Below are 19,051 nucleotides of genomic sequence, written 5' to 3' on the forward strand. Positions count from 1 at the left end.
CCGGTGGATTTTAGTCAGTCCGGTCGAGAAGCTGCTCCAGCTTCTCGAAGAATTGCGGCCAACCGGTTCTGGCGCCGCCATAGGCCCGGCGCTGATCGGGCCGGAAGCCGGATTGCTCCATGCGCAGATGCGTTCCGGTTGGCGTCGGGGTCAGCGTGAAGGTCACAACGCTCCTGAGATCAAAGGCCGGATCCAAGTGCGCGAGGTTCCAGGTGTAGGACAGCGTCTTGTTCGGCTCGACGGCAAGCACCTCGCAGTCGAGCACGCCGCCCCAATCGGCGCTGATGTTGAAGCGGTGGCCGACATCAGGCTTGAAATCATTCTTCATCAGCCACTCCTCGATCAGATGCGGTTGCGTCAGCGCACGCCAGAGTTTTTCCGGCGGATGCGAAATCTGCCGCTCGACGACGACAGTGCGGGTCTCCTGGGCACTATCGTTCACTGGTCCATCCTTTTGAGCAAATCCTCGAGATCGTCGAACCGGCTCTCCCAGAACCCGGCCATATGGCGTGTCCAGTCCATCAGCGGCGCCAGCGCACCGAGCTGCGCGCTGTAATGCGTCTGCCGGCCCTCATGGCGGTCGCGCACCAGCCCGGCCTGCTTCAGCAAGCCCAGATGCTTCGACACCGCCGGCTGCGAGACGCCGGACTGGCTCGTCAGCGCCCCTACCGTCTGTTCTCCCTGGCGGCACAGCCGTTCGAAGATCGCCCGCCTTGTCGGGTCGGCGAGCGTCCTGAAGAGCATGTCATGGGCGTCCGGCATGTCAGATCGATAACCCGTTGGCTATTGGTTGACGTATAACCACAGGGATATATGTTCGTCAAGCGGGGATTTGGAGGGCGGAAGATTTTGAACGGACGGAAGATTGGACGACAGCAATGATCCTCGTCACCGGCCATGTCGGCAACACCGTCGTCTCAAGACTGGTGTCGTCAGGCCAAGAGGTGGCCGCACTTGTCCGCAAGCCTGAGGCTGCGCAAGGGCGCCTGCCGCGGGGAGTAGCGCTGCGTGTCGGCGATTACGAGGATGCCCCCGCCCTGAAGACAGCCTTCACCGGCATCGACCAACTGGTGCTGATTTCAAGCGATGGTTATGCGGATGCGGTCATGCGCCACCACGCCAACGCCATCGCGGCAGCAAGCGCGGCCGGTGTCCGCCACATCACCTTCACAGGCATCATCGACATCGGCGAGGCCTCGCCCTTCTACTACGCGCCTGTTTACCGGGACGCAGAGCGCCTGCTGGCCGCCTGCGGCGTGCCCTCGACCATCTTGCGCTGCGGCCTCTACAGCGATTTTATTCTCGACACATGGCTCGTGCCCGCCGCGGGGGAACTGGCGCTGCCTGTCGGACAGGGCCTGGTCGCACCGGTCTCGCGCGACGACGTTGCGGCCGCCATCGCCGCGGCGGCAGCGAGGGCCAACACATCCAGCGCCCTTTACACGATCACCGGAGACCAGGCGCTGGGCTTTGACGAGGTCGCCGCCTGTTATGGCGAGGTAACAGCACAGCCCCTACGCTATCGTCCCTGCTCCCCCGGCGACTATCTGGCCTCCGCGTCGGCGCGCCTCGACAATCCCTGGCCACAAGCCTTCTCCAGCCTATGCGCCTCGATAGCCGAGGGTCGCTACGCCGCGACATCAAGCGATTTCACCGCGCTTACCGGTAAGCAGCCGGAAAGCTTTCGAGATTTTCTGGCTCGGGCGGTCCCCGGAAGGCCTGCGGACGGCTAGTTCTTCGGCATAGTTGTTTTGACGGATTGGATGGAGATTTTGCCGAAGCCTTCCCAACTTCGTCATCCTAGGGCGAAGCAGGAGCGAAGCTCCGTCGCGGAGACCCTGGGATCCATTCCGTGACCTTGGCCATGGAGTGCAGCGGAGCGAAATTCTGCACCGATGTGGCGCTCCACAGTCCCGGCATGGATCCTCGGGTCTGCGCCGCGTCGCTACGCTCCTTGCTCCGCCCGTGGATGACGAAACGGTGGATGTTTCCGCCAATCACCAAGGCAGGCGATCCGTCAACGCAGGCGACTGGTTCCGTCCAGAGCCACTAGACGGCGACGTGGGTGCGGCCGATCTCCTGCGCCACCAGTTCCTGCAATTGCCACAGATTGCGGTCGCGAATGCCGCAGGCGTCGAGATGGCGGATCGTCTCGAACAGATATTGCGCGCCCGAGCCCCAGTGACCGACAGCCCTGGCCAGCGTCGCCGCGACCGCAGGCTTGTCGAGCTTGCCGGCGTAGCGCGGATTGGCGGGGTCGACGACGAAGCCGAGCGCTCGGCTCACCCTACCTTCGGTGGTGACCTGCAGCCAGCGCGGCACGTTGACGGCGGGCAGGATGGTCATCTCGCGGCGCAGCAGTGCTTCGAGATTTTCGGCAACCGGCTCGGCGATCTCGAACACCATGCCCTGGCACTGGCCGCCGCGGTCAAGCGCCATCATCAGGCCGGGCTGATCAAACGTGCCGCGAAAGCGCTGCACGGTAAAACAAAACGACCGGTGCCAGCCTCGCGCCACCGCCCGCTCACCTCCCCTCACCTCGCCGGCCGGCTTCCACAGCAGCGAGCCATAGGCGAACAGTTTCAGTGGTCCGGGCGGCGCACTGGCCAGGATCTCGTCGCGAAACCGCGCATAGTCGGCGTCTAGCATATAGACCATGCCCGGCGTCGGCCCCGTATCTTCGACAACCCGCATGGTCCGCGCCACCAGCGCCTCGGTCAGCGCCATCGGCGATTTGCGGGGAGGCGTGGTGGAAATCGGCTTGTTCATCCTGGTCATGTTGCTGAAGGCTCGAAAATTCTCAAGAGGTGCTGGACGCCAGGGCAATAACTCCAGTTTCCGAGCCCGCTGAGTATTTTTCTGCAGGCGCTTGCGCAGCCCCTCACCTGCCTGCCGGCATCCTCTCCCCGTATAGTGACTGTATAGTGACGGGGAGAGGAGCGCTGTCGTCGGTGATTTCGCCAATCGCCAGCGCCGCAAGAAAGGCGCCGGCATCGCGGCCAGCCCCTCTCGCCCCGTTTACGGGGAGAGATGTCCGGCAGGACAGTGAAGGGCAGCGCTGACGTTGGCGAATTACAACCGCGAAACCGCCAATTTAGCCGAATCAAAATCTGAGCCATCTAGCCCAAGCCCCTGAAACGACTCGCCTCTGCTGCCGCCCCGGTGCGCCTCACACCCTGCGGTGGAAAACATCGCCCGAGATCGAGAAGCTGGACTCGTCGATCCAGACGATATTGAAATAAACCGGCGCCGGCTGGTAGGCGTTCACGTTCATGATGGTCAGGATTCCGCCATCGGACGACGGATCCCAGCTGCATGAACCGATCGCGCCAACCGTGCCATTGGCTTCTATCTGGCAGGTCTGCCCGATAATCATCGTCTCGCCCGCCTCGCTGTCCCATACGCCGACCGGCGCCGGCGCGGATTGGGCAAGGGCCGATGTGACGAACATTCCAATCGCCGTCACGCCAGCAAGGGCAACACCGGAACGACGCGATCCGGCCAAAAGCGATGTCATGCTAAACCCCGTCTTACGGTGATGTTGTGTCCGTCGAGACACTGCGTCAGCAAGAGAGCACCGACCCTCGCCCGGGGTCGGTGCCATATGCGCCAATCGGCGGTATCGAGGCCAGACGAACCGTCCATGAAGCAGTCGCCCGGCCCCACCTTGGACGCACATTCCGCTCTCCGCCGCCGGCCTGCCGGTCACTTTTTCTTGTGCTTGAACAGGCGCGCCTTGCAGGACGCCGACAGCTGGTCCTTATGGTCGGCCAGGCACTTCGGCGCGGCGCCCGTCGTCAAGACGCCACCGCCGCAGAAGCGATTGGCATCCACCGCGCAAGGGCCCTTGGTGGTGGTGTAGCGGGCGAACGCCTCGTTTGAACTCACAAGCGCGACCGCTGCTATCACAACGGCATAGAAGATTTTCATTGCAAGGCTCCCGACAAAAACACTGGCTCCCCCAGTGCAGGGTTGGTTACGCACGGCTCCTGGAGCATGGCCCGGGTGCTGATATCGCTGGAGGTGCCGGCGGCTCGCGACCCAGCTGGCTCCCATGGCCAGCCTCCCGCCGCCGCATTGCGACAGACAAAAACACTCCTGCTTTCGTCCATCGACGACCGCCCCGCTCCCCGCCAGCGCAATGACCCCTGCGATTCATGTGCTGATGCGGGAATGACTAAGGCAGTTCGGATGCGGGCGCATCCTAGCTGAAAAGCGGAGGATGCATGGCGCGCACACGCAATCACGGCCGCCTAAAACGGGTCGTGCTTCGAGACAGGAAACAAATCAAAACAAAAGCTTGAAGCGCGTGATTTAGACAGATCCGGCCAACACCAGCAGCGCCACGGCTTCGCTGCGGCTGCGCGTGCCGGCCTTCTTTTTCACGTTCTCGATATGGTAATGGACCGTGGCTGCCGCGATGCCCAGGATGATCGCGATTTCCGCATCGGTCTTGCCCGCCGCGACCCAGCGCATACAGTCCGCCTCCCTGGGCGTCAGCAGGATCGGCGAGCGGTTGCTGAGACCAAATCCCACCGCTTCATAGGCCTTGTCGTGCACCGCAAGCGCCATGGAGCGCATGATGGCTCTCTCGGCCGCATTCATCGTCACCGGCTTCAAGGCGGCGACCGAGACCAGCCCCTGATAGCTGGAAGGCCCATGGATCGGTATCGCCATGACTTCGGCCCAACCATATTCTATCGCCGCGACGGTGACCGCCGCACCTTCGACGGTAAAGGTTCGTGCATCGCCCATTTCGGTCCACAGGAACGGTGTCATGCGACGGCGCGCTTCGAGGATCATGGGGTCGATCTCCATGAACCCGTTCGCCATGTAGGACTCGAACCAATCCTTTGGCCAATTGTTGAAATAGAAGCGATAGGACCGCGAGCCACCGGCGCCCGCCCAAGCACCGCCAGCACTTGCGGTGAAGCCGAAAACGCCGATCGCCTCGATGAAGCGCTCGATGACTTTGCTGACGTCACTGGTCGCCGCGCAAAATTCAAGAAAGTCCTGCCCTGCCGCCGTCCGCATATGCCACTCCAAAACCCCTCGGCAATCTCAGCGATCCCAAGCAAGCACACAAGGCGTTTCATCGACTTGAAGGCTGCGGCATTACGGCCTGTTCGCCCCGCCTACGACACCAGCGGCATCGGCACCTTCAGCCCATCGATCAGCGCATCGCGAAACAACGCGATCGGCCGGGCAAGCCGTCCGGCCGGCGGGCGGTGCAGCATCCAGGCGCGCACTTGCGGCTTGAAGTCGGGGCAGTCGATCACCTCCACCTTGTCGCGCCAGCGGCTGTCGGCGAAGGCGCCCGGCGTGACGATGCTGATGCCGTGGCCGCGCGCCACCAGCGACATTCTGAGGTCGACGCTGAGCGCCTCCACGCCGACCTGGAACGGCAGCCTGGCGGCCTCGAAACTCTGGCGGATGAAGGCACGGAACCCGCAGCCGTTTTCGTTCATCACCCAGGCAAAGCGCGACAGCGAGGCGAGGTCGGCTTGCTTCGGCACGCCAAGGCCGGGCGAGGCCACCAGCAGCACCGATTGCGCGCCGAGATCGTCGCAGACCAGTTCGTCCGGCGGCGCCAGGCCTTCGGCGAGGCACACCGCCACCGCGTCGAGTTCGCTGCGCGCCACTTGCTCGACCAGCCTTGGCGACCAGCCCGAAATGATGCGCAGTGTCAGCTGCGGAAAGGTGGCGCGCAGACTGTCGAGCGGCAGCGCGAGTGCTGCGTCGGAGAGATAGGGCATGAGGCCCAGGCGGAACTCGCCCTTGACCTCGCCTTGCGGCGAGACGCCGGCCTTCAAATCCTCCAGCGAGCGCAGCACCCGCCTTCCATGTTCATAGGCCTCGCGCCCGGAAGCCGTCGGCTTCAGCGGCTTCGACTGGCGGTCGAGCAGTGCTGTCGCCAACCCGTCCTCGAGATTCTGGATACGGCGCGTGACGCCCGGCTGGGTGAGGTTGAGCCTGGCCGAGGCACCGACGATCGAGCCGGTTTCCACCACGGCGATGAAAGCTTCGAGGTCATGGATGTTCATGCGCATCTCGCATAATCATTATTGAATTGAATCAATTGTAGCATGATAACACTTCGGCATAAAGTCCCCCCACGATATGCGACCTATTGAGGACCCTATGCCCGACACCAATGACGGTCGGCTGTGCGAGCGGCTGCCCGCCGGCACCATCACCGGCCCGCAGACGCTGCTTTTTGCCGCCTCTACCGGCATCATCGTCACCAATCTGTTCGCGCCGCAGACCCTGGTCGGGCTGATCGGCCCGTCGCTCGGCGCCAGTGCGGCGAGCATCGGCCTCGTCGCCATGGCGACGCTGCTCGGCTATGCCGCCGGCCTGTTCTTCCTGGTGCCGATGGCCGATCTTGCCGAGAACCGGGCTCTGATCCTGCGCATGCTCCTGACGGCCGCGCTTGCGGCTGGTGTCGCCACCTTCGCTCCTACCATCGCCTCGCTGCTGATCGTCCTGTTCATTCTCGGCGCCGCCTGCTCGGCGATCCAGATCCTGGTGCCGATCGCCGCCTCGATGGCGCCGCCCGGCGAGGCCGGCCGCGTCATTGGCGATGTCATGAGCGGGCTGATGATGGGCATCCTGCTGGCGCGGCCGCTGGCCAGCCTCATCGCCGATTCCTGGGGTTGGCGTGCCTTCTATGGCCTCAGCGCGGCCGCACTCGTCCTGCTCGCCTGCGTGCTCGCCTTCACCTTGCCGCCACGGCGCCCGCAGGCGAAATCCTCCTATGGCGCGCTGATCGCCTCGCTGTTCGGCCTGTTGCGCGACGAGCCGGTGCTGCGGCGCCGGGCGCTGACGGCAGCGCTGGTGATGGCGGCGTTCAGCCTGTTCTGGACGGCAGTGGCCTTGCGCCTCGCAGAGCCGCCTTTCGGCCTTGGCCAGCGCGGCATTGCGCTCTTCGCATTGGTCGGCGCCGGCGGTGCCGTGGTCACGCCGCTGTTCGGCCGCGCCGGCGACCATGGCTGGACGCGGTCCGCCACCATCTTCTGCCATCTCGTGCTGATCGGCGCGATGGCGCTGGCCGCCTGGGCCGGCTCCAGCGGACCCGCAACCGGATGGCTGCCGCTGGTGCTGATGGGCGCCAGCGCGGTGCTACTCGACATCGGCGTCACCGGCGACCAGACCCTCGGCCGCCGTGCCGTCAACCTGCTTCAGCCTGAGGCACGCGGCCGCCTCAACGGCCTGTTCGTCGGCATCTTCTTCATCGGCGGCGCCATCGGCTCATTGCTGGCCGGTATTGCCTGGAGCTGGGGCGGATGGACTTGCGTTTGCGCAATTGGCGCCGCCTTTGGCCTCATCGCACTTCTGGTCGACTGGATCAGGCGCTAGATGGGTCACGCGCCTGACCTTTATCATCCCCGATCCCTCGTTGTTGTCGTAGAATTTTCCCCACGATGGCACAGCGAGCACCGCGTCGTTAACATAGACATAGAGTTCGCCCGACATCTTGGGCTTGATCTCGGCCACCAGGATTGTGTTCGAGCAATCTTTAGGAAGCGTCACATCGACCGGGTCCAGGACATATTCCTCATTGCCGAACCGGCCAACGCGCGCAATCGGCTTGAAGTAGGGCTGAGCCCACCAGCGCTTGAGCAACGTCGCGGAATAGTGGGCAAGGCTCCAATCACTTACGCCGCGTGTGTCGGCGCACAATGTCTTGCCGTCCCAGGTCGGGCCGTCCTTCCAGCCGCTGGCGTTCGAAATGGTAACCTCGTATTGCCCGCCTTCCTGCAGCCAGTTCAGCGTGTCGGTGCATGGATCCTTTGTGGTGAAAGGCGTCGCTTCTACCGACAGGTGTTCGGCTCCGTCCGGCTTGCCCTTCGGCTCGGGGCAGACCTTGCCCATTGAATCGGCTACCTCGAACGTCGCCTTGTTGACCACGCACAGGACAAGGCCGATCGACAGCGCCAGGAACGCCGCTGGCAGCACATATTCCCTCAGATTTTCGTAGAGACGCTGGGCGCGAGGATCGGTCCGGATGGCACGGGCGATGCGCAACGAGACCGGCGTCGGCACATTCCCGGTGCGCGGGCCACGACTGGTCAACACCACGTAGGTGCCGAGAAAGCCGAGGGTAACCGCGGCGAACCCCCAACTCGTGTAATTGTGTCCGCCAAACCACATTGCCAGCGCGCCTATGCCAAGGCCGACGGTTCCGATCAGCGATGTGCGCCGATGGGCATCATTCCTGTTCGTTTGCAGCGCCGTTGCATTGCGCCCGGCATTGACATTCCAGGCCGATCGCGCCCGGTCATTGATACGTGTGCGCAGAACGCTATTGACCCAAAGTGAAGTCACCAGCAGCGCTGCAAGTATGCCGGCTGCAACGGCTCCCTTGGTCATGGCATCCACCCATGGTGAGACGAAGCCGGGCAAGAAGCCGCTGATCAGTCCGAAGATCGGCCCGACGATGCCGCGTGCGGACTGGTCGAACTGGCTGGTAATGTCGAGGGCGGCATTTCCGACGAACAGCGGGAAAGCCAGGAAAAGCAGGACGATCGACAACAGCACGTAATAAAGCCCGCGCCGCCACCACACCGTGTCCAGCATCAGCTGCATGCGTTGCGTACGGCTGCCGATATGTTGCGTACTGGCTGCGACACTGTTCTTTTGAAGCTGGTCGAGCGCACCATGGAATTTCCTCTCCATCGCCACCAGATCGCGCTGGCGGTCATCCGGCAATGGCAGCTTGTCGACAATGTCAGCGCCGGCCGGCGCCGGGACGCCCGCAGGCACTCCGTTGAAGGGAATGCGGGCGCCGCGTGGTGTCAGCACGTCGATATGCTCGGGCAGCGAGACCGGCGCATAGTCGTCCGCGCCCTTGGCCATGCGGGTGATGACGCTGGCATCGACCAGCGGCCTGACGCCCTCGCCCATCAGGGTCTTCACCGGGCGCGGATGATAGCGGTAGAAAACGCTGACGCCGGAACGGGAATCATAGATGCGGCCGGCATCGGAAGCGTAGTCCCAATAGTCGGCAACCGTCTCTGGCTTGAACCGCAGGCCCTGCTCGGTGGCTTCGCCGATCATCCAGCACAGGGGGATGTGGGCAAGCCTGTCGTCGGGATAGCCGCCGCCGACATTGGAGTGACAGCCGGCGAACCACACCTGTTTCAGGCGGGGGTCGGGGATCTTCTTGTCGGCTGCGGCAGCTTCGCCGTTGCCCGCTGCCGGCTCGGCCTTCTTCGCCGGGATCAGTTCATTCCACGGGATGGGAAAGAACGTGCGCCGCTCATCGTCAATGCTGAACGCCTGCCTGGCACATTGAACAGGCTCCAGAAGCGTGCGCCTCTCGAAGGTGATCGGCCAGACCCATTTATCCACCGCCTTGGTCAACTCATCGACCGGCAGGCCATAGGCAGAGACCGTATCCCAGACGCCGACGAAGGCGACCTGGATATCATCGGCGGATCGGGGGTCGGGCGTGCGCGGCTTCACCTGGTTGTAATCGCGGCTTCCGGTGATCTCGTTCCAGAGCGCGAACCATTGCGCGGCGGCGTAACGGGCGAACACCACCCAGGGCTGCCATGCCGGAAAAGCCTTCGGCCGATAGGACCGGTAGGCGGCGCGGGCGTTGCGGTCGAGTTCCTCTTCCGTCTTGAAGTTGACCAGCCCTTCCCTGGCGATCATGCCGACCAGCACGCGGATGGTGAAGGCGCCGCGGCTGAAGCCGAAGGCGAAGATCCTGTCGCCATCCTGATAGTTGAGGCAAAGGAACTTGTAGAGCGCCAGCACGCGGCGCTTGACGCCGAATCCGAGCGCCAGGCCGATGATCTCGAACGGCTTGAACTGCGAGGTGCCGACGCCGTCGCTGAACACCGCGATCTGATCGGCGCCGGTCAGGTCCAGTGCCTGGTAGAGGCGCCACACATTGGTCTTGAACGCCTTGGCCGCGCTGTTGCCGGTGCCGTCGGCAAAGACGACAATGTTCCTGCCCAAGTCGTCCCCCCGCCCTAACAGCATTTCGCCGCAGGCTTTCCCTGCCGATGGCTTCATCCCTTGGCCGACGGTCGGTAGAGGAGGCGCGTCGTTGCTCCCTCTTTCCCGGCGTCGGCCTACTGCTTTGCGGCGCGCACGTATTTGTCGATCTTGCCGAGCAGACCCCACGCCGTCAGAGCCAGCGAAATCGGCATCATGATCGGCGCCAGCCCCGGTATCGAGCCGATGAGCGGAATGAGTTCGCCCAAAGGCGATGTGGTCGCCGCGCCAGCCCCTGCTGCGGTGGTTGCCGGCGCGAGCAAGGCGCTTGCCAGCACTCCAATGATCCCGAGCGCGCTCTTGCGTCCGTCAAGCAACTTCCCCAACCATTGGCCAAGCGCGCCATTGACCGGCGTCAGCACATTGGTGGCGGCGGAATCCGGTGGCAGCACGACAGGGTTGCCGTCCAGTCCCTGCGCCAGCTGACGCAGCAGCAGCGCCAGGGCGGCAGCTCCCGCCACGGTGGTCCCCGCTCCTGTTGCCGGCGTGGTGGTTGTCGTGGTGGTTGCCGGTGTCGTCGTTGTCGTTGCACCAGGCTGAAGTGCAGCCAGCAGCGCCTTAATGATTTCGCTCACTTTGTCCGTCACGACAGGATCCCCTTCTTCGCCTAGGTTGGGCGTCGGTATCGGAAGCGTCTGCTCGCCGTCTTCCTCAAGCCAGCGCTCGGTTTCGAGCCGCAGCTTGTTGACGCGCCGATTGAAGCCGTTCTTGAAATGCTCGTAATCGGGATGCGCGCGCAGCTTCGCGGCATAGAGATCGATGACGTCGCTGATCACGTCCGGCAGCGGCGTCGTCGGGATCGCACCCAACGTCTCGCCGCCGATGCCGCCGTCGACTGCCACCGCCGCGCCGTTCTGGTTGAGCGCCTTTTGCAGATAGGTTGCCGCGGTACCCGGTCCGGCATGGACGCAGACGTTGTAGACGGCAAGCGCAAGCGGGCCAGGCATCGCGCCGCAGGACGATTTCGACCAATACTGGGAGAAATAGATGTCCTTGGCTTCCTGATACGACATGTTGGCGACGTCTGCCTTGCTGACCGGCTTGCCGCGCCACGCCGCAAGCGTCTTGCGGGTGATGCCGAAATTGGTAGCGCCACCGGGATCCTTCGGATCGTCGGAATAGCCGCCTTCGAATTCGCGAACGATCTCCTGCGCCCGTTCGAAATTAGCCTTGCCGCCATCGGCGGGCGGCGTCACCGTCCCTTGGCCGGTCGTCGAAGTGCCGGTTCCCTGGGCCGTGCCTGCCCCTGTGTTCGCTGCTGGCGGGGGCACAGCGGGCTCGCCGGTCGTCGGCTGCAGGCCCAGCGCGGCAAGCAGCATCGTCAGCACATCGGGCGCCAGATCGGTCTCGTCGGGAATATCCGGATTGCCTGTCGTCGCCTGGTCGGCAGGACCCGTCGGCGTCGGCGCAGCGCCCGCTGCGGCATTGGTGGGAAGAGCAACCCCAAGCGCCGCCGCCGTAATCTCACCGCACACGCCATCGGTGGCGCCGGAGCCAAACTGACGTTTCTGGAAATCGACCAGCGCCTTCAGCGACAACCGTCCGAAGACGCCATCCGGCGTGCCCTGCAAATCGCCTTGCTTGACCAGCGCCTGCTGCACTTTCTTGGCGAGCGCCCCCGACGAGCCGAAGCGGACGACCTGCTTCAGCACCGTGTCATCGACCTTGTCGACGGACGACAATTCCTCGGCGGTGAACAGAAGATAGACGAAACGGGTCTGGCTGGTGCCATAGCCACTGTCGATGAAGGCACGCCAGGGGCCGGTTTCCGGCGCCATGTGGCGCGTCGGCGATTGCGGCAGACCGCAGATCACCTGGCAGCCGGCGCTGGAATAGCCCGCCTCCGGATTGTCGGAGTAGGCGCAGTGGATATTGTCCCAGACGAAATCGCCCGAGCTCGAACCGAAATCCAGCCTGTCCTGCAGGTCGTAATCCAGATTGTCGGCGGTGCGCCAGACCGGTTGGAAAGACGCCTGGCGAAAGGCCCGGTGGCCACCTGGCTTGCCCGCTTTGTGTATGCCGCGCTCATGTTCGAAGCGGCCAGGAATCAAAAGATTGGTGCCGATGCCGCCTCTGGCCTTGGCACTCGTGATGTTGATCAGGGATGGCACGGTCGAGCCCGGAAACAGCGCCACTTCGCCTGTCTCCGCCTTCCACTGCCCAAGAGTGCAGCGCATGTGGCGGAAATCATAGGCGCTGAAATGCGCTGGCTGACTCTGCGCGAAAGTATTCTCGAAAGGATGATCTGGAGACAGGCCGCGAATGCCAAAGAAGACCAGTCCTTTGGCAGGAACGGCATAGCCATTCCTCTTCGCAGCGCGAGCGAGCAAGCTCGCGCTTATAGAAATGTCCGTCATTGGAGCCCCCCAATTCGGCAACTCCAAATCGTATTATTATATTACATAATATGTCAAGCGACACTGATTCGGAGGCAATAGGCGATAATTCAACTTCTTCTAAAAAGCTATTCTCTTAAACTATCGCAAAGTTCGAATGCTCCTGTGAGGCGTCGGCTGTCGAATTGGCAAGAGGGCTCCAGAGGCGGCCCCGACGCCGTTCAGAACCGCGTCGAGAAGCTTGTTGCTCCCCCGGAGCGCACCATCCATCGGTTCGCGGCAATTGACGCCAGGGAACAATGTTGCCGGCAAACCGTTTCAGTCCTTGCCGGAGGGCGCCATGAACGATGCGTCGGCAAAACCCGTAGGCCCCATCCTTTCATCGACGGAGCGCGTGAACACGCTGTCGCATTTCCACCGCGCCGAGATTGCGCGCATGGCCGGATGGCGCGATCGGCTCGACCGGACGACCAACTGGGCGATCACCGTGGTCGCGGCGCTGCTTTCCGTATCGCTGTCGACGGCAAGTGCCCATCACGGTGTGCTCCTGTTCGCCATGCTGTTGATCCTGCTGCTTCTGTGGATCGAGGCACGCCGCTATCGGTTCTTCGACTTCTACCGGGCTCGCGTGCGCCAGTTCGAGCGCCACTATTTCGCACAGATCTTCTCGCCGCAGCCCGACTTCGCCTCGGATTGGCTGCTTATCGTCGGCGAAGGCCTGCGCGCGCCAAAGTTCCTGCTATCGCAACGGGCCGCCTTGGCGCGCCGCCTGCGGCGGAATTACATCTATCTGTTCATGATCCTGCTGCTGGCCTGGGTGGTCAAAATATCGACCCCCAGCCTTCAGGCCGGGGGTGTCGGGACCGGGTTCGTCGGCTCGCTTCGCTATGCCGTCGACAGCGCTGCCCTTGGCCCCATTCCCGGTGTGGCGATCGTGGTCGTTGTGGCGGCATTCTATGCCGGGCTGTTCGCCATCGTCCTTTTCACATCCGGCGGCGATGGCGAGCTGTCCTTCGGCGACGTCCACGTCTGACGACAGGATGACTGCGCAAACGGCAGCCCGCGCGTTGTGATGGTTAGTCAGTCCGCTGCGGCGGTTGAGGTCATGCGGCCTCGGGGCCGTCGTGCTGCTGGCCAGCGAACGCGTCAAGCGGGCCGAAGCCAGCGCCGAGGAGGCGGCAGCCGAAGTCACTGCCTGATGCCTTCGGCTCCGGTATCTAAACCTACATGCCGAAGAACTGTCGCCCTATCACGTAGCCCAACGCCGCCACGACGAGCGGGAACAGCGCCGGCGCAGCCTTGCTGAAGAAGGAAGCTTTTGTGTCCTTGGGCGGCATATAGCGTGCGTTGCCGAGATTTTTGGTCATTGCGTACCCCGCGCCAAACCATCAGTTTCGCGCATGCCGTTATCCCAAAACCGCCAGGCAGTTTCGGTCGACATGCATTAGAAGACCCTCATTAACAGCATGGCCAAATTAACGGCTTGCAAAGAAATTCGGTCGAATAGCCGGCTTTCCCTCCTCAATCCGACAACCCTGCCGACGGAAAATCGGCAGGCATCGGGAACCGAATCGCTTGTCCCGGGTTGAGGCGTTCAGGGGAGCAATGCCTATTCACCGTCTCGTCAAAAGCGTTCAACACGGCGAACTGACATGGCGCACAGCCATGGCCGCGCCGCGACATCAGGCGGTCAGCACAATCGCGCACGATACACAGATTCCGACATGTTAGCCCGCACCAATCGACTCTCGACCAACCGCCGATCGATCCACGAGACGCCATGCCGCAAACCCGCACAATGACCGTAGGCAATCCTCACATTGCTTTCCTGTCAGGTGGCGGAGAGCTCGGTTGCCTGATTGCGACATTCGACTGGGCCTCGACCTCGATCGGACCGATCGAGGTCTGGCCGCAGAGCCTCAAGACCGCGGTCTCGCTGATCCTGCGCTCGAACGTGCCGATCGTCATGCTGTGGGGCGAGGATGGCGTCATGATCTACAATGACGGCTATTCGGAATTTGCCGGTGGCCGCCATCCACAATTGCTCGGCTCGAAAGTGCGCGAAGGCTGGCCCGAGGTGGCCGACTTCAACGACAACATCATGAAGGTCTGCCTGGGCGGCGGCACGCTTGCCTATCGCGAGCAAGTGCTGACGCTGAACCGCACCGGCAAGCCCGAACAGGTCTGGCTCGATCTCGACTATTCCCCGGTGCTCGACGAAAGCGGCGAACCGGCCGGCGTCATCGCCATCGTCATCGAGACGACCGCCAAGGTTGCCGCCGAGCGCTGGCGCGCTGGCGAACGCGACCGCCAGCGCCAGATGTTCGAACAGGCGCCGGGCTTCATGGCCATGCTGTCGGGTCCACAGCATGTCGTCGAACTGACCAACGCCGCCTATATGCAGCTCGTCGGCCACCGCGACATCATCGGCCTGCCGATCCGTCAGGCCTTGCCCGAGGTCGAAGGCCAGGGCTTCTTCGAGCTGCTCGACCAGGTGTTCACCTCCGGTGAGGCGTTCATCGGCTACGCGCTGAAGGCCGAACTGCAGCGCACGCCGGGTGCGGCGATCGAGGACCGCTTCATCGACCTCGTCTATCAGCCGGTACGCAATCCCGCGGGCGAGGTGTTCGGCATCTTCGTCCAGGGTGTCGACGTCACCGACCGTCTGCTTGCCGAACAGGCCCTGCGCCAGAGCGAGACGCAGTTTCGCACCTTCGCCGAGGCGATGCCCAACCACGTCTGGACAGCGACGCCGGACGGACTGCTCGACTGGTTCAACCCGCGCGTCTACGATTATTCCGGTGCCAAGCCGGGCGAGCTTGACGGTCAGGGCTGGGCCGACATCGTGCATCCCGACGACATCGTCGCGGCCGCGGAAAAATGGCAACAGACAGCGGCCGCCGGCACATTCTACGAGACCGAGTTCCGGCTGCGCCGGCATGACGGCATCTATCGCTGGTTCATCGCGCGCGCCGTGCCGATCCGCGATGCCGATGGCGTCATCCTGCGCTGGATCGGCACCAACACCGATATCGACGACCAGAAGCAGGTGGCACAGGCCCTGCTGCAGAGCGAGCGTCGCTTGCAGCTGTCGCAGAATGCCGCCGGCATTGCGGCCCTCGAACTCGACATCGCCAGCGGAATCGTCGTCGGCTCCGACGGTTTTTGGGGTCTCTGGGGACTGTCGCCGCGCGACAGCGTGCACATCAGCGTGCTGGAAAACATCGTCATTCCCGACGACAAGGACATTCGCTCCAACCCGGAAACGCGTGAGAACGGCACCGCCGTGCCTGCCGTGGAATACCGCATCCGGCGGCCCGACACCGGCGAGTTGCGCTGGCTGTCGCGCCACATCGATTTCGTCCACGACGAGACCGGCAAGCCGATCAAGATGTTCGGCGTCATGCAGGATGTCACCGACCGGCGCGAAGCGCAGGCGCGGCAGGAACTGCTCACCCACGAACTCGAACACCGCATCAAGAACATCCTTGCGATGGTCGCGGCCATCGCTTCGCAAACGCTGCGCAACACCGACATCGCCACCGCGAGCGCCACCTTCAACGAGCGTCTGCGTGCGCTCGCCAACGCGCATGACATCCTGAACAAGACCCGCTGGACCAGCGCCTCGATCCGCGAGGTGGTCGACAACACCATCGCCACCTTCCCGCTCGAACAGATTTCGATTTCCGGCCCGGCGCTGCCGATCAATCCCAAGATGGCGCTGACGCTGGCGCTTGCCGTCAACGAGCTGGCCACCAACGCGCTGAAATATGGCGCGCTGTCGACACCGGAAGGCAAGGTTTCGATCGAATGGTCGCTGCAGCCATCGGCCGAGGCATCAGGCGAAAAGCGGCTGCTCTGGCGCTGGCGCGAAAGCGGCGGCCCGCCGGTGACGCCGCCCAGCCGGCGCGGCTTCGGCCGCTTCCTGATCGAGCGCGTTTTTGGCACCGATTTCGGCGGCTCGGTGCAGATCGACTACCACCCCGACGGCGTCGAATGCGTATTGAACGCGCCGGCACCCCAGTTGCCGACAGCACCTTACTGACCACATAGAGCGTGCCATGACCACTCAGCCCCTCGCCACCGTCCTTGTCGTCGAAGACGAAGCCTTTCTGCTGTTCGCCATCGCCGACGAGCTGCGCGAGGCGGGATACGATGTGCTGGAGGCCAGCAATGCCGACCAGGCGATCCGCCTGCTGGAGGCCCGCCAGGACATCGCCATCCTGTTCACCGACATCGACATGCCGGGTTCGATGGACGGCCTGCGCCTGTCGGCCGCCGTGCGCGACCGCTGGCCGCCGGTCAAGATCATCATCACCTCGGGCAAGCGCCAGCCGGCGGCGGACGCCATGCCGAGCGGCGGCGTCTTCCTGCCCAAGCCCTATGCTCCGGAAGCCGTTGCGGCGACCATCGAGGGCCTGCTCGGCTAAAGTGATTCCAGGATGATTGGTGTTCGCGACGCGAAGGGCCGCTGCGCGCTCAAGGTTGTGCAAGAGATGTCCCTAAGCGCCCCGGAACCCTTTTTCCGTCATCTGAAGCTATTCAGAGGCGCGGATTTCCAACGGCGACGCCTGAGCTTGGAACAAGTCGACCGAGTGGGCAGAGAATGCCCAGACACATGTACCGTAGGCGATCACGAAAGAGATCAGCAGGGCGGTCAAGACGGATAAACGGTGCATGATAGCGTTAGGCCTCTTTGTTGCAGACCCGTGCACAACCCACTGCAACCTGATCGGTTCGCTATAAAATATTTACCGTGTTGGGATGGTTTACGAATGGTTTCGAAGGCCGGCTTCTGCCAACTGGTGCTTCGACTGTAGCGGCGATAATTCGGGGCATGCGCGAGGGTCGGCTACGACCTACTTGTCGCCGTTTTCAAACGCCCCGATGCCTTGCGCGATCAGGTTGGTGGCCATCACCAGCGAGATGATCGCCGCCGAATTGAACACCACCACCCACCATTTGCCGCCGGTCAGGAACCCATAGCCGTCGGCGATCGCCAGTCCCCAGTCGGCCGATGGCGGCTGGATGCCGAGGCCGAGGAAGCTCAGCGTCGCGATCGAGAAGAAGGCATAGCCGAGCCGAGTGATGAGCTCGATCAGGATGGTTTCCCGGACATTGGGCAGGATTTCCAGGAACATGATCGCCAGCCGGCTTTCGCCGGCGAGCCGGGCGGCGCTGACATAGTCGCGCTCGCGCTGTTCGCGCGCGGCGGTGCGCACGGTGCGCGCCACCAGCGGCGCATAGGCAAGGCCGATCACCAGGATGACGGTGAGGTTGGAGGGGCCGATCGCCACCAGCGCCATCGTCACCAGCACGATGAAGGGCAGTGACATGACGGCATCGAGCAACCGCGCGCCGATGGCATCGACCAGGCCGCCGAAGGTGCCGAGCACCAGGCCGATGACGCTGCCGGCGGTGACACCGGCCAGCGTCGCCAGCGGCGCCACCAAAAGAATGTCGCGCGAGCCGACGACGATGCGCGAAAGCACGTCACGCCCGAGCTGATCGGTGCCGAACCAGTGCACTGCGTCAGGCGCCGTCATCATCGACAGGAAATCCTCGGCATAGGGATCGAACGGCACGAATTGCGAGCCGAACACCGCGCAGGCGACCCAGAACAAAAGCACCACCGAGCCGATCACGGTCGACGGCGCCAAATCGGGCAGGAAGCCGCGCAATCTGCCGATCCAGGAGAGCCTGATGTCGCTACGCATCGGAGATTGGGCAAGATCGGTCATGGCGCGTTCCGCCGGCGCTGGCGCGGATCGAGCAGCGCCTGCAGGAGATCGCCGATCGCCGCCGTCGACACGAAAATCGTCGCCATCACCAGCACACCGGCCTCAAGCATCGGAAAGTCGCGTGCCTTGGCAGCGCTCAGCACCAGATTGCCGAGACCCTGTATGCCGAACAGCGCCTCGATCACCACCAGCCCGCCGAGCAGGAAACCGCTTTGGGTGGCGATGACAGCCACCGTCGGCACCAGCGCGTTGCGCAGCACATGCTTGAACAGCACTTGCGAGGGGCTGAGCCCTTTCAGGATCGCGGTGCGCGTATAGTCCGCGCCGCGCGCCTCGATCACCCCTGCCCTGGTCATGCGCGCGACATAGCCGATGAGGTTCAGCACCAGCGGCAGCGCCGGCAGGATGAGGTAGTAGCTGCTCGTCCAGAAACCGGCTCCATCGGGCGCCGCACCGGTGATCGGAAACCAGGCCAGCCACAGGCCGAAGACCATCAGCAACAGCAGGCCGGAGACGAAGTCCGGCACGATCGAGAGCGAGACGCCGGTCAGCACGATCAGCCTGTCGGCAAGGCTGCCCGAGCGCAAGCCTGCGACGACGCCGGCGCCGATACCGATCGGCACCAGGAACAGCAGCACGACGCCGGCCAGTGCGGCGGAATTCTTGATGCTCGACAGGACGAACGGCGCCACCGGCGCGCGCATCGACAACGAGTCGCCGAAATCCCCCGTGATCGCCCGGCTGAACCAGTGCCAATATTGCTGAGGGATGGGCTGGTCGGTGCCGAGCTTGCGGTTGAGTTCGGCGACCGCCTGCGCATCGGCGAACGGGCCGAGCATGACGCGGCCGACATCGCCGGGCAGCACCTGCCCGGCGAGGAAGACCAGCGCGCTGACCAGCCACAGCGTCAGCAGCAGCGAGCCGGCGCGTGCCGCCAGCGGCCGCACTATCGCCATCGAGGCGGTA

The 19,051-nt window shown here is 63.6% G+C and carries 17 protein-coding genes; 5 read left to right on the plus strand and 12 right to left on the minus strand.

Annotated features, from left to right (window positions below; translation table 11 throughout):
- Positions 1 to 10: 10 nt before the first annotated feature.
- Both AC1DX4_RS24850 and AC1DX4_RS24855 read right to left on the minus strand, forming a co-directional pair.
- Positions 11 to 442, minus strand: coding sequence for an SRPBCC family protein (locus tag AC1DX4_RS24850; protein ID WP_477222813.1), 432 nt, complete (start codon positions 440 to 442; stop codon positions 11 to 13).
- Positions 439 to 762, minus strand: coding sequence for an ArsR/SmtB family transcription factor (locus AC1DX4_RS24855; RefSeq protein ID WP_477222814.1), 324 nt, complete (start codon positions 760 to 762; stop codon positions 439 to 441). The genes AC1DX4_RS24850 and AC1DX4_RS24855 overlap by 4 nt, the downstream gene beginning before the upstream one ends.
- Positions 763 to 878: 116 nt before the next feature.
- On the opposite strand from AC1DX4_RS24855, the gene AC1DX4_RS24860 reads away from it, so the two are divergent.
- Positions 879 to 1,733 carry an NAD(P)H-binding protein gene (locus tag AC1DX4_RS24860; RefSeq protein WP_477222815.1) on the plus strand — a complete coding sequence of 285 codons (855 nt, stop codon included), beginning with the start codon at positions 879 to 881 and terminating at the stop codon, positions 1,731 to 1,733.
- A 316-nt stretch (positions 1,734 to 2,049) separates the two neighbouring features.
- Here the strand turns inward: AC1DX4_RS24860 and AC1DX4_RS24865 are convergent, their stop codons facing one another.
- From AC1DX4_RS24865 to AC1DX4_RS24885, 5 genes are all read right to left on the minus strand, one after another.
- Positions 2,050 to 2,769, minus strand: a complete 720-nt coding sequence (locus AC1DX4_RS24865; protein WP_477222949.1) for a gamma-glutamylcyclotransferase — start codon at positions 2,767 to 2,769, stop codon at positions 2,050 to 2,052.
- A 400-nt stretch (positions 2,770 to 3,169) separates the two neighbouring features.
- Positions 3,170 to 3,451, minus strand: a complete 282-nt coding sequence (locus AC1DX4_RS24870; RefSeq protein ID WP_477222816.1) for a hypothetical protein — start codon at positions 3,449 to 3,451, stop codon at positions 3,170 to 3,172.
- 254 nt (positions 3,452 to 3,705) lie between these two features.
- Positions 3,706 to 3,930: a hypothetical protein gene (locus AC1DX4_RS24875; RefSeq protein ID WP_477222817.1), complete on the minus strand. Its 225-nt coding sequence runs from the start codon at positions 3,928 to 3,930 to the stop codon at positions 3,706 to 3,708.
- A gap of 384 nt (positions 3,931 to 4,314) precedes the next feature.
- Complete coding sequence (locus AC1DX4_RS24880) at positions 4,315 to 5,034, minus strand: helix-turn-helix transcriptional regulator (RefSeq protein WP_477222818.1); 720 nt, start codon at positions 5,032 to 5,034, stop codon at positions 4,315 to 4,317.
- 101 nt (positions 5,035 to 5,135) lie between these two features.
- Positions 5,136 to 6,044, minus strand: coding sequence for a LysR family transcriptional regulator (locus tag AC1DX4_RS24885; RefSeq protein ID WP_477222819.1), 909 nt, complete (start codon positions 6,042 to 6,044; stop codon positions 5,136 to 5,138).
- Between the two features lie 97 nt (positions 6,045 to 6,141).
- On the opposite strand from AC1DX4_RS24885, the gene AC1DX4_RS24890 reads away from it, so the two are divergent.
- On the plus strand, positions 6,142 to 7,359 hold the full coding sequence (locus tag AC1DX4_RS24890; protein ID WP_477222820.1) for an MFS transporter: 1,218 nt from the start codon (positions 6,142 to 6,144) through the stop codon (positions 7,357 to 7,359).
- Here AC1DX4_RS24890 and AC1DX4_RS24895 read toward each other — a convergent pair.
- A complete protein-coding gene (locus AC1DX4_RS24895; protein WP_477222821.1) occupies positions 7,252 to 9,969 on the minus strand; it encodes a phospholipase effector Tle1 domain-containing protein in 2,718 nt (905 codons plus the stop codon). The two genes, AC1DX4_RS24890 and AC1DX4_RS24895, sit on opposite strands and share 108 nt — an antisense overlap.
- Before the next feature lie 116 nt (positions 9,970 to 10,085).
- Complete coding sequence (locus AC1DX4_RS24900) at positions 10,086 to 12,185, minus strand: glycosyl hydrolase 108 family protein (RefSeq protein WP_477222822.1); 2,100 nt, start codon at positions 12,183 to 12,185, stop codon at positions 10,086 to 10,088.
- A 499-nt stretch (positions 12,186 to 12,684) separates the two neighbouring features.
- On the opposite strand from AC1DX4_RS24900, the gene AC1DX4_RS24905 reads away from it, so the two are divergent.
- Positions 12,685 to 13,377: a DUF2270 domain-containing protein gene (locus AC1DX4_RS24905; RefSeq protein WP_477222823.1), complete on the plus strand. Its 693-nt coding sequence runs from the start codon at positions 12,685 to 12,687 to the stop codon at positions 13,375 to 13,377.
- A gap of 190 nt (positions 13,378 to 13,567) precedes the next feature.
- On the opposite strand, the gene AC1DX4_RS24910 is transcribed toward AC1DX4_RS24905, so the two are convergent.
- Positions 13,568 to 13,711 carry a hypothetical protein gene (locus tag AC1DX4_RS24910; protein ID WP_477222824.1) on the minus strand — a complete coding sequence of 48 codons (144 nt, stop codon included), beginning with the start codon at positions 13,709 to 13,711 and terminating at the stop codon, positions 13,568 to 13,570.
- Positions 13,712 to 14,124: 413 nt separating this feature from the next.
- On the opposite strand from AC1DX4_RS24910, the gene AC1DX4_RS24915 reads away from it, so the two are divergent.
- Positions 14,125 to 16,389, plus strand: coding sequence for a PAS domain S-box protein (locus AC1DX4_RS24915; RefSeq protein WP_477222825.1), 2,265 nt, complete (start codon positions 14,125 to 14,127; stop codon positions 16,387 to 16,389).
- Between the two features lie 16 nt (positions 16,390 to 16,405).
- Positions 16,406 to 16,774 (plus strand): response regulator, encoded by a 369-nt coding sequence (locus AC1DX4_RS24920; protein ID WP_477222826.1) that lies wholly within the window; start codon positions 16,406 to 16,408, stop codon positions 16,772 to 16,774.
- A 429-nt stretch (positions 16,775 to 17,203) separates the two neighbouring features.
- Here AC1DX4_RS24920 and AC1DX4_RS24925 read toward each other — a convergent pair whose 3' ends face one another.
- A complete protein-coding gene (locus AC1DX4_RS24925) occupies positions 17,204 to 18,085 on the minus strand; it encodes an ABC transporter permease (protein WP_477222827.1) in 882 nt (293 codons plus the stop codon).
- Positions 18,082 to 19,035, minus strand: coding sequence for an ABC transporter permease (locus tag AC1DX4_RS24930; RefSeq protein ID WP_477222950.1), 954 nt, complete (start codon positions 19,033 to 19,035; stop codon positions 18,082 to 18,084). Before AC1DX4_RS24930 ends, AC1DX4_RS24925 begins: the two co-directional genes overlap by 4 nt.
- Positions 19,036 to 19,051: the final 16 nt, after the last annotated feature.

This window comes from Mesorhizobium sp. P3_A8, from assembly GCF_056402995.1.